The organism is Leifsonia sp. NCR5 (assembly GCF_002105485.1).
Lineage (GTDB): Bacteria > Actinomycetota > Actinomycetes > Actinomycetales > Microbacteriaceae > Leifsonia.
This window is the reverse complement of the sequence record NZ_NCSR01000010.1, coordinates 93,432-105,583: the sequence shown is the minus strand read 5'-3', so window position 1 is coordinate 105,583 and position 12,152 is coordinate 93,432. Positions and strand designations below refer to the sequence as shown.

General features: G+C 65.2%; 14 protein-coding genes. 12 read left to right on the top strand and 2 right to left on the bottom strand.

The features are described from left to right. Positions 1 to 21 precede the first annotated feature (21 nt). Positions 22 to 909: an alpha/beta fold hydrolase gene (locus B7438_RS10490; RefSeq protein WP_256921973.1), complete on the top strand. Its 888-nt coding sequence runs from the start codon at positions 22 to 24 to the stop codon at positions 907 to 909. A gap of 14 nt (positions 910 to 923) precedes the next feature. Here the strand turns inward: B7438_RS10490 and B7438_RS20535 are convergent, their stop codons facing one another. Then, positions 924 to 1,514, bottom strand: coding sequence for a 4'-phosphopantetheinyl transferase superfamily protein (locus tag B7438_RS20535; RefSeq protein WP_179150783.1), 591 nt, complete (start codon positions 1,512 to 1,514; stop codon positions 924 to 926). 22 nt (positions 1,515 to 1,536) lie between these two features. Between B7438_RS20535 and B7438_RS10480 the strand changes: the two genes are divergently transcribed. The 11 genes from B7438_RS10480 to B7438_RS10430 all read left to right on the top strand — a co-directional run bounded on the left by B7438_RS10480 (position 1,537) and on the right by B7438_RS10430 (position 8,752). Next, positions 1,537 to 2,985, top strand: a complete 1,449-nt coding sequence (locus B7438_RS10480; RefSeq protein ID WP_085369496.1) for an AMP-binding protein — start codon at positions 1,537 to 1,539, stop codon at positions 2,983 to 2,985. Next, the gene (locus tag B7438_RS10475) at positions 2,982 to 3,236 is read left to right on the top strand and encodes a hypothetical protein (protein WP_085369495.1); all 255 of its coding nucleotides are present in this window, start codon (positions 2,982 to 2,984) and stop codon (positions 3,234 to 3,236) included. The genes B7438_RS10480 and B7438_RS10475 overlap by 4 nt, the downstream gene beginning before the upstream one ends. Before the next feature lie 55 nt (positions 3,237 to 3,291). After that, entirely contained in the window at positions 3,292 to 3,666 is a 375-nt protein-coding gene (locus B7438_RS10470) for an ectoine synthase (RefSeq protein WP_085369494.1), read from the top strand. 9 nt (positions 3,667 to 3,675) lie between these two features. Beyond that, positions 3,676 to 4,809 carry an acyl-CoA dehydrogenase family protein gene (locus tag B7438_RS10465; RefSeq protein ID WP_085369493.1) on the top strand — a complete coding sequence of 378 codons (1,134 nt, stop codon included), beginning with the start codon at positions 3,676 to 3,678 and terminating at the stop codon, positions 4,807 to 4,809. Then, positions 4,806 to 5,465 (top strand): transglutaminase family protein, encoded by a 660-nt coding sequence (locus B7438_RS10460; RefSeq protein ID WP_085369492.1) that lies wholly within the window; start codon positions 4,806 to 4,808, stop codon positions 5,463 to 5,465. Before B7438_RS10465 ends, B7438_RS10460 begins: the two co-directional genes overlap by 4 nt. 20 nt (positions 5,466 to 5,485) lie before the next feature. Beyond that, complete coding sequence (locus B7438_RS10455) at positions 5,486 to 6,277, top strand: maleate cis-trans isomerase (protein ID WP_143465771.1); 792 nt, start codon at positions 5,486 to 5,488, stop codon at positions 6,275 to 6,277. A gap of 13 nt (positions 6,278 to 6,290) precedes the next feature. After that, positions 6,291 to 6,785: a MarR family winged helix-turn-helix transcriptional regulator gene (locus B7438_RS10450; protein ID WP_085369490.1), complete on the top strand. Its 495-nt coding sequence runs from the start codon at positions 6,291 to 6,293 to the stop codon at positions 6,783 to 6,785. Positions 6,786 to 6,853: 68 nt separating this feature from the next. Beyond that, positions 6,854 to 7,474: a DsbA family protein gene (locus tag B7438_RS10445; RefSeq protein ID WP_085369489.1), complete on the top strand. Its 621-nt coding sequence runs from the start codon at positions 6,854 to 6,856 to the stop codon at positions 7,472 to 7,474. Between the two features lie 5 nt (positions 7,475 to 7,479). Beyond that, positions 7,480 to 7,959: a nucleoside deaminase gene (locus B7438_RS10440; RefSeq protein WP_218775158.1), complete on the top strand. Its 480-nt coding sequence runs from the start codon at positions 7,480 to 7,482 to the stop codon at positions 7,957 to 7,959. Between the two features lie 31 nt (positions 7,960 to 7,990). Beyond that, the gene (locus tag B7438_RS10435) at positions 7,991 to 8,311 is read left to right on the top strand and encodes a multidrug efflux SMR transporter (protein WP_085369487.1); all 321 of its coding nucleotides are present in this window, start codon (positions 7,991 to 7,993) and stop codon (positions 8,309 to 8,311) included. A 66-nt stretch (positions 8,312 to 8,377) separates the two neighbouring features. Continuing rightward, entirely contained in the window at positions 8,378 to 8,752 is a 375-nt protein-coding gene (locus B7438_RS10430) for a multidrug efflux SMR transporter (protein ID WP_085369486.1), read from the top strand. Between the two features lie 41 nt (positions 8,753 to 8,793). Here B7438_RS10430 and B7438_RS10425 read toward each other — a convergent pair whose 3' ends face one another. Beyond that, on the bottom strand, positions 8,794 to 12,102 hold the full coding sequence (locus tag B7438_RS10425; RefSeq protein WP_085369485.1) for an InlB B-repeat-containing protein: 3,309 nt from the start codon (positions 12,100 to 12,102) through the stop codon (positions 8,794 to 8,796). Between the last annotated feature and the right edge of the window lie 50 nt (positions 12,103 to 12,152).

The window sequence follows — 12,152 nt, the reverse complement described above, 5'->3', positions numbered from 1 at the left end:
GACCAGGCGTACGATCCGGCTATGACCATGCAGGAGGAAGGCACCGCCGGCGACGAGGCCGACGAGCGCGAGGGGTCCGTGCCGGACGGCGCGCGCGAACTCACCACACCGGACGGCCGCACCGTCCGCTTCTTCGATTCGGGAGCATCCGGGGCGGGCGCGACGGTGCTCTGGCATCACGGCACCCCGCAGACCGGCGCGATCATCGCGCCCATCGCCGCCGCCGCGGAAGCCGCCGGTCTCCGCGTCGTCTCCGTCGCCCGGCCCGGCTACCCGGGCTCGACCGAACGGCCGGACCGCAGCGTCGCCGACGCTGCGGCAGACGCCCTCCTGGTGCTCGACGAACTGGGCATCGACCGGTTCGCGACGGTCGGCGCATCCGGCGGCGGCCCGCACGCGCTCGCCTGCGCGGCCCTGGCACCGGACAGGGTCAGCGCCGTGGCCACGATCGCCTCGCTCGCCCCGCGCTGGGAGTCCGACGACTGGTTCGCCGGGATGGCCTCCCCCGACGCGCTCCTCACCGCTGTGCTCGGCCGGGATGCGCGCCTCCGCCACGCGGAGCACGCCGAGTTCGACGAGTCCTCCTTCACCGACCGCGACTGGGCGGCACTCTCCGCCGACTGGGCGCCGCTCGGCGCAGACGCGCAGGCCGGAGCCGCAGAGGGACCGGCCGGCGAATCCGACGACGACGTCGCCTACGTGTCCGACTGGGGCTTCGACCCGGCCGACATCACCGCGCCAGCCCTCCTCGTGCACGGCAAGGCCGACCGCGTCGTCCCCGTCGCCCACACGCTCGCCCTGCTGGAGCGCATCCCGAACGCCGACCTGCTGCTGCGCCCGCGCGACGGGCACGTGTCTGTGCTGGCGACGCTGCCGCTGGTGTTCGCGTGGGCGGCTGCGCCGGTGTGACGAGGGGCGAGCAATCATCCGCCCTCCGGAACCGCACCCCACGCGACACGAAGGTGATGGTCACCGATCCAGACGCCGCACGTCTCGACAGAGGTCCGGTCTGCGACAGTAGCTGGGACCGATACGGTTCGTACGCTCGGCATGCCGGGAACAGCGCGAGATACGAAGCCCGAGGGCATGGCTAGGAGCCCCACCCCGAGTGCCTTGCCTGCCGCCTCCTTCGCGGTCCATATTTCTGTGAGGACGTTGCCGCCGCCCTCCGCTCGGATCTCCTCGCGTTCACCCGCGGACAGTGCCCAAACCATGTCCGGAAGGCACTCGTTGACGATTCGTTGCTCGATGTCGACACCGATCGGGGCACGCGAGATGGCCAGCACCGTCGCGACGGTGCTGTGAGACACGGAGTAGTAGTTCTCGGCGGCGTGCAGGGGAAAAGTCCTAGCCGAGCTCCGGAAATGCTGCCGTGCCCGCGTGCCCAGAATCGCGTCAACAAGCCACGCGGCCACGTCACAGTTTGCGTTGTTCCGCGCGATCCAAAGCTCAATCTTTGACCAATTTGACGTTAGAAATACTATTGGTTGACCCTTAACACTTGAAATGTGCACATCACATAGCCTAGATTGATGCATGTACATCAAAGAACTTTCGTCACACCATGACTCGATCGTCAACCGCCGACCGGCCCCAGAGGGAGCAACCGTGACACTGCCGACAACGTCTGTCAGCCGCCCGATGACAAGGCTCTCCCTGTCACGCGGCAAGGTTTCCGAAAGCGCATCGCTGGACGAATCCGTCGAGGTCGGCGGCTCTGCGCACGGAACATTTCGCTCGACAAAGAGCCGCGTTCTGCTCGACACGTGCAGTGCGATTCTCAATCGCGGAGGGGTGGCCGCGCTGGTGCCATCCGGAGCATCCGACGCGTACTTCCATTCGATTGCCGAGCAGGTGGAGGGCTTTGCCGCGACACGTTCTGATAGCAGTGCCGTGCCACCCGGTGGGATCCTTGCACTCCCCACGTCGGGATCGACCGGACTTCCCAAACTGGTCGCGCTTCCCGCGGCGGGCATCGCCCAATTCGTGGGATGGGGCGGCGACCGATTCGGCTTCGGCCCAGACACCGTGTCCCTGAGCCTCAGCCCGTGGAACTTCGATGTCTCTCTCCTGGACACCTGGGCAGTGCTCGCCTCAGGAGGCACCGTCGTGGCCGCCGACGAGGCCCGACTGTATGACGCGGTTTATCTCGCTGGGATACTCACCCGGCACGAGCCCACCTTCATCCAAGTCGTGCCGTCCACCCTCGATGCACTCGTCACTGCAGGAAGCGGTAGCGCGGCGTTCCCCTCCGTACGCGATGTGGTGCTCACCGGCGGCGCCGTTGCACGGAGCAGGCGTGCCGCTGCCGCGCAGATGTTTCCCGCGGCATCGTTTCACAATGTGTACGGATCGACCGAGGTCAATGATTGCCTCATCGAGACCTTCGACGCACAGCAGTTCTCGACCATGGAGACCCTTCCGCTCGGATCACCGATCCCCGGCTGCTCTGTCTACGTGGATGCTAGCGGCGTGCTGCACCAGATGGACAACACCTCAGGCCGCGCCGATGGCGAGCTACTCGTTCGGACGCCGTGGCAAGCTGTCGGATACATCAGGGAGGGACGGCACTCACCCTTACCAGCGACCTCGGAGAACCTGTTTCCCACCAAGGATCGGGTGTCGTTGCGCTGCGGGCAGTTGATGTACGTGGGCCGTCGAGACCGGACGATCAAGATTCGCGGGCAGCGGGTGAACTTGGAAGACGTCGAGCACTCGGCCCTGCGGACGGCGCTGGTCGGGATGTCGTGCGCGTGGCTCGAAACATCGACGTCGGGCGAAAGCTTACATCTCGCATACACGGCCCCCGGGGAGGCCGATGCGGCGGTGACCGGACTCGAACTTCGGGTCGCCATGAGCGCTCATCTTCCTGCGTACGCGATGCCCAACCACCTTCACGCCTTCTCAGGCCCATTCCCCGTGAACGGGAACGGCAAACCAGACCTTCACTCCATCAAGTCACAACTAGAAAGCGCCAGATCATGACGACCATCAACGACGTCAAGCACTACATCGCAGATACCTTCGCCCCCGACGTCACCCCAGAGCAGCTCGCTTCGGACGTCGACCTCGTCTCGACGGGAATCCTGACCAGCGTAACGACCGTGCAGCTTCTCGGCTGGTCCGCCAGAACCTACAAGATCCCCATCAACTCGATCCCCATCAATCCAGATGATCTACGCACTCCGGAGGGAATCGCCAACTTCATCGAGGCCCACCGCACCGACACGCCCTGAGCGTGCTTCTTTCCCTCCATCGGCACAATCGCAACAAGAAAGCAGAAAAACCAGCATGTTCACCAGGTCAAGGAATGACGTTCCTGCTGTTGAGTGGGGCAACGGCACCAGCCATCGACTCCTCGTCGCCGCTGACAATATGGGCTTCGCCGTGGCCCACACCGTCGTCCGCGCAGGAACCGAGTCGAAGCTCGAGTACAGGAAGAACCTTGAGGCGTGCTATTGCATCAGTGGCTCGGGCAACGTCGAAGACACGGACGGCAACCTGTTCGAAATCTCTCCTGGTGTTGTCTATGTGCTGAACGGCCATGAACCGCATTACCTTCGCGCGGCGGGTCACGAGGACCTCGAACTCGTCAGCATCTTCAACCCACCCATTCGCGGAGACGAGACCCACACTCTCAACCGCGATGGCTTCAGCACCTACTAGGCGACCAGGATGACATCCATTCCGCCGAATAGTTTGTGGCCCCAGTACATCGAAACCCTTCGCAGCGCGGAAACGCACTCGACTTCGCTTGAGCTCGAAGAGGGCTTCTCCGGCGATCGGTGGGGTGCCTTAGCAGCAAGCGGCCTGTTCTCCACGTTGCGCGAGCACGGCACCGGTGCCGACGGCATGCGAGCTGCAATCAGCCGAATCCGTGACCTGGGGCGATCGCATCCGGATCGCGGTCTGACGTTTTCGGCTGTGACCCAGCTGGCGAGCACCATCTATTGCCTTCGTGCATTCGCCGGCACAGACCTGCAGGAACGCTACCTGCCGGCCGCTGAGTCCGGCACGGCCATCGGTGGCCACGCCATCACCGAAGCCGATGCGGGTTCCGATGTCATGGGAATGACAAGCACGGCAATTCTCGAAAACGGACGTTACGTGCTGAACGGGACCAAACGATTCATAACGAACGCACCGGTTGCCTCCACTCTCGTCGTCTACGCGAAGACGGTGGAAGATGGCACCGACAGGGGCCTCTCAGCGTTCCTTGTGGAGACGGCGTGGCCCGGGGTGGACACCTCCGAGACCATGCCGACCGTTGGGTTGAAAACGTCACCGATCGGCCAAGTGTCCTTCAACGAGGTCGCCGTGCCCGCTGCGAACCGGATCGGACACACCGGAGCCGGGCTGCTGATTCTCGATCAAGTCATGAAGCGCGAGATCTTGATCGCGTTCGCGGGGAACATCGGAGAGATGGAGCAGCTCGTTTCTCGCTCGGTGCACCATGTGAACGACAGGAAGCAGTTCGGGAAAAGTATCGGCAGCAATCAGATCGTCGCGGATCGTGTCGTGGATACGCAGATCGACATCGAACTGGGCGCCGCCCTCCTGTACTCGATCGCCGATCGGCTGGATGGCTTCGAGGACGTCACGATACCGGTTGCCGCAGCAAAGGTCTTTATCAGCGAGGCCAATGTCAAATCGGCCATCAACGCGTTCCGGGTTCACGGAGGCAATGCATACCTGAGCTCGTCGCCGTTGGCCACCCACCTGCTTGATGCCGTTCCCGGTGCGATCTATTCAGGGTCGAACGACGTCTTGCGAACCAAAATCGCCTCACTGATGGGGATCGCCTCATGATCGCAAACTACGAACGGCTGACAAACCCGACACGTGTGTTCGACCATGAAAACACCGCCGTTGCCCAGTTCGTCGATGGTGCCGGATGCTATGCAGAACCGAACATCGCTCAAGCAATCGAACGTCTCCACGATGCCGTACGAGACACCATCGACTACAACGTGTTCAATGTTTCCCTCGGAACTGAACTCAGCGCATCGGAGGTGGTTCGAGAGGGTGCGGGCTTCTGCCTGCACAAGAGCATCCTGTTCGTCGCCGGTTGCCGTCGCCTCGGTGTACCTGCCGTCCTCTGTTCGGATGTGGTCGTGAACCACGTCGCCGACGCGGCAATGCTCACGCTGGTGGGTGGAGACGCATTCCTCCACTGGTACGCCCAGATCTATCTCAATGGCCGCTGGATCAAAGCGGCACCGATATTCAACACGTTGCTCTGTGCGCTCTCTGGGATCGATGTCCTTCGCTTCAACCCCCATGCCGATGCGATTGAGCAACGCAATAGCGCGACGACGAAGATGCTTTTCAGTGGCGACCAACGCACGCACTCGAATCCCGATATGCACGATCTCTTGACCCTGATCCGAAACAAACATCCTCGAATGGTGACTTCGGCTGGGCGGACTCCGACCTCCCTGAGCTTGGCCGGAATATCGCTGTGACGACGGAGAGGAATACGACAGTGTGGAAATACGACGGCTGGGAGTCCGACTTCAAGCTCGGCTTGGTTTCGCCCCACGCCGATATCGGCCCAGAAGCGGAGGCTCAGGCCATGTCGTCGGGAACTCGCATCACGGTCCACGGAGCCCGAGTCGAATTCAGTCCGATGCACCCAGGCGGGACGATCGACGAGAAGATCGCTCACGACCCCGTGCGGCAGTTCATTGCCCCCGAGATGATAGACAAGGCCGTCGAGAGCCTTTCGAGTTCCCCGCTTGACGCGATCGGATTGGCGTTCACGAGTTCGTCCTTCCTTGTCGGTGCGCAACGCGAGCGAGACCTGCTCGCACGGTTGACTGCGCTCAGCCACGGCGTGAAACTGACGACGACTGGATTCGCTGCCACCGCCGCAATACGAGAGTTGCAGCTCGACAGGGTTGCGATCATGGCGCCGTCCTGGTTCGACGACGACCTGTGTCGTGCCGGCGAAGCATACTTTCGCGACCAGGGCATCAATATCGTCTCCGCGACCCCGAGCGGTCCGAGCGGAGGTCCGCGACACATCACCCCGGCCGCTACCGCGGCGGCGGTTGAATCACTCGTAGCGACGACGAATGCGCGCGCAGTGTTCATCGCCGGAAACGGCCAGCGTGCAGTTGGGGCGATCGACTACCTCGAACGTACTTTGAAAATCACCGTGCTCACAGCAAACCAAGTACTCCTCTGGGCATCGCTGAGCGAGACCAATCTCAGGCCCCGGATATCCGGATACGGGCGACTTTTCGCACAGAACCCTTCGGGCGTTGAGACATGATATCTTTCACTGCATGTACATGAATTCTTCTAGCGCAGGCAACGGGTCTCCGACCCAGGACAGTGCTGCCGCCTGGGCGCAGGTGGCAGCACTCGCCGCAGCGGTAGATGCCACGCTCGGAAGATGGCTGGTCGACATGCACGGAATCGGCCTGACGGAGTATCGCGCAGCGCTGCATCTCAGCATGTCCCCCCAGCAGGAACTGCGAATCTCCGAGCTGGCCAACCGCGTGGGACTCAACCAGAGTTCGGTGACGCGCTTGGTCGGCCGCATGGAAGCGAAGGGGCTCGTCACGAGGGACACGTGCCCAGACGATGGCCGCGGTGTCTACGCCGTCATCACCAGCGCCGGCCTCGATGCTGTAACGCGGATACGCAAACCATTCGAAGCCAAGGTGACGGAAATCCTCGGCAATGCATCGAAGGAGTTCCCCCAACTGGACCTGGTCTGCATCGACCGCTCCCTTCGAACAATCGCGCAACTCGTTTCCTTGTGGAACTCGCCATGACCAGACGCACCCAACTACTTGCATGTACATGCAGGTAATTGCACGCCCCCTCTCGAACGGAACCAAATATGACCACACGACTCGATGTCTTCATCGACTTCGTTTGCCCCTTCTGCTTTCTCTTCGAGAAAACGCTCGCGGAGGTTAAGCGCGACCGGGATGTGGTTGTGAACCTTCGCCCGTTTGAGCTTCGACCACACCCGATTCCCACACTCCGCCCGGAAGATGATTACCTTCCCCGAATCTGGAGGAATGCCGTTTACCCCGCCGCGCAGAGGGTGGGCATTCCGATCTCCCTCCCTTCGACGTCGCCACAGCCTCGCACCGAGCGGGCGTTCATGGTCATGCAGCTGGCGCGGGAGAACGACAAGCTAGAAGAATTCTCACGGGCCATGTTCAGTGCGTTCTTCCAAGAAGATCGCAATATCGGCGAACTCGATGTGATCGTTGATGTCGCCACCTCGGTCGGGCTCAACGCCGCCGATGCCGTTTCCGCTTTTTGGAGCAACGAACGCCGGGAGCGCCAACTCCTCGATCAGGACTACGCAACACGGGCTGTCGGCGTCAATTCTGTCCCAGCCATGATGGTTGCCGGAGAGCTTGTACGGGGGGTGCCGGACGCCGCCAGGCTGAAAGCGATCATCGACGCGTCGTCCGAGGACATTTCACACCCCGGCGAGCGGCCATGAATTCCATGCCACGCGAGAAGCTCGTCGATTTCATGGACCAAGCTGTCGCGGCCTGCGTCGCGCACGTCGACGCTGGTGGTCTTCCGTTCGTGGGTGCTGTCGTCGACGAATCCGGCCTCATCTCCAGCTTCGGGGTCAACAGGGTTCGTGAGACACGCGATGCGAGCGCGCACGCCGAAATCATCGCGATGCGCGAGGTCCTGGCCGCCTCAGGCCGCAAGAATCTCGCTGGCACAACGTTGCTGGCCACAGGGGAACCGTGCGGCCTATGCTATCGCTTCGCGCTCGATCACGGCATCGACGCCATTTACGTCGCGGTCGACCGTGACGACGCCGCGGCCTGGGGATTCGACTACCGCTCCAGTTACACCGCGCTGGGGATCACCGACGAACGCCGGTCTGCCGTCCTCCGCCCGCTTCCGGTCCACCGTGGCACCGAGCCGTTCGATCGATACCTGCAATCACACACAAATCAGGGGCGCTGATCCGCGCTCCCCACCCCTGAAAGGACCCATCATGAGCTGGCTCTACCTCGGCATTGCCGTCATCTTCGAGATCGCGGTCGGCATATCAGCTGGCAAGGCACAAGGCTTCACCAAACTGTGGTGGACGATAGCAACTCTCATCAATGGCGGGATCGCCACCTTCTTTCTCAGCCTCGCGCTGCTGACCTTCGATGTCGGCGTCGGCTACGCGCTCTGGACATCTCTCGCCGGCGTGGGAATCGTCATCCTCGGCGCGCTCTTCCTGTCGCAAAAGCTGACCTGGAAGAAGCTCATCGGCATCGGCATCGTCATCGCCGGGGTTGTCGGCCTCAACCTCGCCGGGCCCGCCTGAGCCCCGGCGACATCATTCATCCAGATCGAAAGGAACCGCGCAATGACCCCGTCAACGCCAGCACCCATGTCCCCCCAGAAGAGTGCACGATCGTGGCTCGCCCTCCTGCTCGCAGGAGGCTTCGAAGTCGGCTACGCACTCAGCGTGAACGGTAGTGATGGTTTCAGCAACCTCACCTGGTCGCTCGTAGCCGTCGTCTTCTTCCTCTTCACCCTGTACTTTCTGAGCGTCGCACTCAAGCGGATCGACGTCGGAATCGGGTACGCGGTCTGGGCAGGCATCGGCGCTGTCGGCGCGGCCCTTCTCGGGCCGGTCTTCTTCGATGAGACGCTGACGCTCGTCAAAGCGTTCTGGCTCGCGGTGATCATCGGCGGTGTCATCTGGCTCAAGCTGGCAGACAGCGCACAGCTCGCGGCGCGAGGCCGCAAATCTGCGTCGTAGCTCCGCATAACACGGCAGTCACCCCCAGCGAAACCTGACGTCTAGCCGCGATCCGACTTCGCCCCGTACCTCCGGCGTCGCACGATCACCCCGACCAGGATGGCCGCGACGGCCGCCACGATCAGCGCGATCGGGAGCTGCGAGCCCGTCCACGCCAGCGCGTCGTCGCCTCCGCGCGGGGGCTTCGTGCCTGCGGGGGCCGCTCCGGGGTCGGGCGAGCCGGTCGGCGACGGCACGGACGGGTCGGTGGGAGTCGCGGTGGGGGTMGGGGTGGTCCCCGGCGTGCCGGGCGCGGTCGGAGTGCCGGTCGGCGTCGGCGTCGCGGTGGGCGTCGGCGTCGCGGTGGGAGTCGGTGTCGGCGTGGGCGTCGGCGTGCTCACCGCGGCCGGGTCGAGCCGGAAGGTCGTCACGACCGCACGGTGGTTGCTCGGCCACGCGTTGCCCGCGACGTTCCTCGCGGACGGCCACCCCGCCACCAGCGTGTTCGAGCCGAGCACGGCGAGGTCGGCGCCCGCCGCGTAGACGTAGTCGATGCGGTCCTGCGGCTCCGGCGTGCCCGTCGACGGGTCGGTGGCCACGATCGGCGACCACGAGTTCCCCGCGGCGGCCGACGGGTCCGGATGTGCGGCGCGGTAGGTGTCCGTCAGCCCGGCCTTCGTCAACGCGGCCGGGACCGGCCAGGCCACAGCGCCGACACCGCAGTGCGCTGCGGCCGTCGCGGCCGTCCAGTCGTCCGACGACGGGGACTCCAGGTCGGCGAGCAGGATGACGGGGGTCTTCTCCGCAGCCGACGCGTCGCCGCGCAGCGCCGCGGCGAGCGCCGTCGCCTGGTCGTAGCGCGCCGTCGTCTTCTCCGCGGCGACGAGCGCTGCCGGGTCGGTCACTCCGCCCTGGCAGGCCGCGTTCGGCCCGTAGCCCGCTCCGTCGAGTCCGGCGCTCCATAGGCGCACGTCGCGTCCGAGCACGTGGGCGGTGGCGCCGACGGCGGGGAGCGCTGCCGCGACCGCCGCGCGTCGGCCGGTGGCCGCATCCACCGGGTACGCCGAGACGATGGACGCGCCGTCGCCGCCCGCGACCGCGTACCAGCCGAGGGCCTTGGCGAGGCGGGTGGCGACCGTGCCGTCGTCCTGCTGCACCCCGATCACGTCCAGCCCGTTGGAGGCGATCACCGCGAGCTCCTTGAACGTCGCGTCGCTGACGTGGCTGCCCGCATCCCACAGGTTCCAGGTCGTCGCGGCGAGCTGCACGGGGTCGGTGGCGCCGAGCACCGGCACCTCAACGGTGATGCGGGAGGTGGTGCTGCCGTCTGCCGCCTGTACGGTGATGGTCGCCGGGTCGGCGGGTGCTGCGGAGGGTGCCGTCCCGGTGACCGTGCCGTCTGCCGCGACGCTGAGCCAGTCGTCGCCCGCGACCTTCGAGTATCCGGTGACCGCGGCGCCGTTCCAGAGCCCGCCGACGCGCTGGGCGACAGCGCCGCCCGCGCGCACCGCCGGCGCGCGGAAGGTGTCCGTCACGAATCCGGCGGCGAGGGTGGCTCCGCTGTCCGACGGCGTCGTGGCGGGCAGTGCGGCCGTGTACTCGTTGAGGATCTGGGCGGCGCCGATCGCGGTGTCGTAGAAGTCGAAGTCGTCGATGGATGCGTTGACGAACCCGTCCCCGGTGTCCGCTCCTGAGCCTTCGGCGCCGACCCGGAACGGGTTGCCGCTCACCAGGGAGAACGCGCTCGTCAGCCCGGCGTTCTGCGCCGTCTGCTGGCCGTCCAGGTAGGTGGTCATGGTGCCGGCGGCGCGGTCGGCGACCACGGCCACCTGGTGCCACGCCCCGATCACCGAACTGCCGCTGACCTGCGGAAGGTAGTTCTGCGCGGTGGAGGTGCCGTTCCTGCCGAAGCAGGCGCGCAGCACACCCGGCTGGCCCGCGGTGTTGTAGAGCGTCGTGCCCTTGTTGTAGCAGTGGGTGAAGTCCTGGTTGGACACGATCGGCGAGTCGGAGCTGGTGGCCGCCTCATTCATCCAGAACACGTAGGAGAAGCTGGACGACGCATCCGTGCGCCCCGCGATCAGCGGCAGGCTGAAGAAGTTGACGCCCTGGACGCTTCCCGCCGGCGAGTTCACGTACGCCGCCTTGCCGGAGATGCCGGCTCCGTACGATGGCGTGCCTGACCAGGCGCCCGCGTTGCCGCTGCCGGAGCTGTCGGCCACCGTCGTGCCGGTGTCGTCGTCGAAGTCGTACGACACGATCGGCGCGACCGAGTCCCCCGGAGCGCGGTAGCGGTTCCACACCGCATACAGGGTCACCGTGGCTCCCGCCGCAGACGCCAGATCCGTGACGCTCTGCTTATCGGCGTACACGACCGCTCCGGATGCGCTGGTCGCCCAGCCGCGGAACTGGTACCCGGCGCGGGTGTACCCGTTCGCGGTCAGCGCTGCGGTCTGACCGGTGGTGAGCGTCTGCGACGCCGTCGACCCTCCCCCGGCGCCGTTGCCGTCGAACGCCACCGTGTACGCGACCACGGTCGGCTTGCTCACCGCGAAGTCCGCGGCGACCTGGCTGCCGGGGATGGCGGCGTCGAAGAAGTTGACGTTGTCGACGGACGCGTTGACGTACCCGTCTCCGGTGTCGCTCTCACTGCCGCTCAGTCCGCCGATGTTGAACGCCAGCCCGCTGTCGAACGCCGTGGATGCGGTGATCGACCCGGCGGGTGCCGTCGCCTTCTGCACGCCGTCGACGTAGAACGTCCCGGTGTTCGCGGTGCGGTCGATCACCACGGCGACGTGGTGCCAGGCGTTGAGGATGCTGCCGGAGATGCCGTGCACGTACTGCTTCGTCCCGCCGGCCGTCTTCCCCCAGCAGGCTTCGAGCACCCCGGCCGTCGCCTGGTTGTAGAGGGTGATGCCCGCGTTGTTGCATGAGTCGAAGTCCTGGTTGCTGATGATGGGGCCGTAGCTGGTGCGCGACTGCTCGGAGATCCAGAACTCGTAGGAGAAGCTGGACGACGCATCCGTCTTCCCTGCCACCCTCGGGAGCTTGATGTAGTTGGAACCACCGCCGACCACCGCCGCTTTGCCCGAGACCCCGCCGACGTAGGACGGCGTGCCCTTCCAGCTCGCGTCGTTCCCATTGCCGGAGCTGTCGGTGACGACGGAGCCCGTGTCGCCGTCGAACGTGTACGACGCGACCGGTGTGATCGCATCCTGCGGATCGAAGGCGGGGCTCGCGGCCGCCGCGTTCGCCACGCCGACGATCACCCCGGCGCCCGCTGCGGCCACCGCCAGCGCTGCGACGGAGGCCAGGATGCGGTGCGCCACGGTGCGCGGGACGAGGCGGTTGATGACGCTCTGCACGGTCATGGGGGTTCTCCGGAGTCGGGTCGGGCGGGATCGGCGGTGGTGGTGCGGCG

Coding starts and splice junctions, on each gene's coding strand:
- B7438_RS10475 (WP_085369495.1), top strand. CDS start 2,982: ATGACGACCATCAACGACGTCAAGCACTACATCGCAGATACCTTCGCC.
- B7438_RS10460 (WP_085369492.1), top strand. CDS start 4,806: ATGATCGCAAACTACGAACGGCTGACAAACCCGACACGTGTGTTCGAC.
- B7438_RS10435 (WP_085369487.1), top strand. CDS start 7,991: ATGAGCTGGCTCTACCTCGGCATTGCCGTCATCTTCGAGATCGCGGTC.
- B7438_RS10470 (WP_085369494.1), top strand. CDS start 3,292: ATGTTCACCAGGTCAAGGAATGACGTTCCTGCTGTTGAGTGGGGCAAC.
- B7438_RS10430 (WP_085369486.1), top strand. CDS start 8,378: ATGTCCCCCCAGAAGAGTGCACGATCGTGGCTCGCCCTCCTGCTCGCA.
- B7438_RS10440 (WP_218775158.1), top strand. CDS start 7,480: ATGCCACGCGAGAAGCTCGTCGATTTCATGGACCAAGCTGTCGCGGCC.
- B7438_RS10445 (WP_085369489.1), top strand. CDS start 6,854: ATGACCACACGACTCGATGTCTTCATCGACTTCGTTTGCCCCTTCTGC.
- B7438_RS10490 (WP_256921973.1), top strand. CDS start 22: ATGACCATGCAGGAGGAAGGCACCGCCGGCGACGAGGCCGACGAGCGC.
- B7438_RS10480 (WP_085369496.1), top strand. CDS start 1,537: ATGTACATCAAAGAACTTTCGTCACACCATGACTCGATCGTCAACCGC.
- B7438_RS10465 (WP_085369493.1), top strand. CDS start 3,676: ATGACATCCATTCCGCCGAATAGTTTGTGGCCCCAGTACATCGAAACC.
- B7438_RS10450 (WP_085369490.1), top strand. CDS start 6,291: ATGTACATGAATTCTTCTAGCGCAGGCAACGGGTCTCCGACCCAGGAC.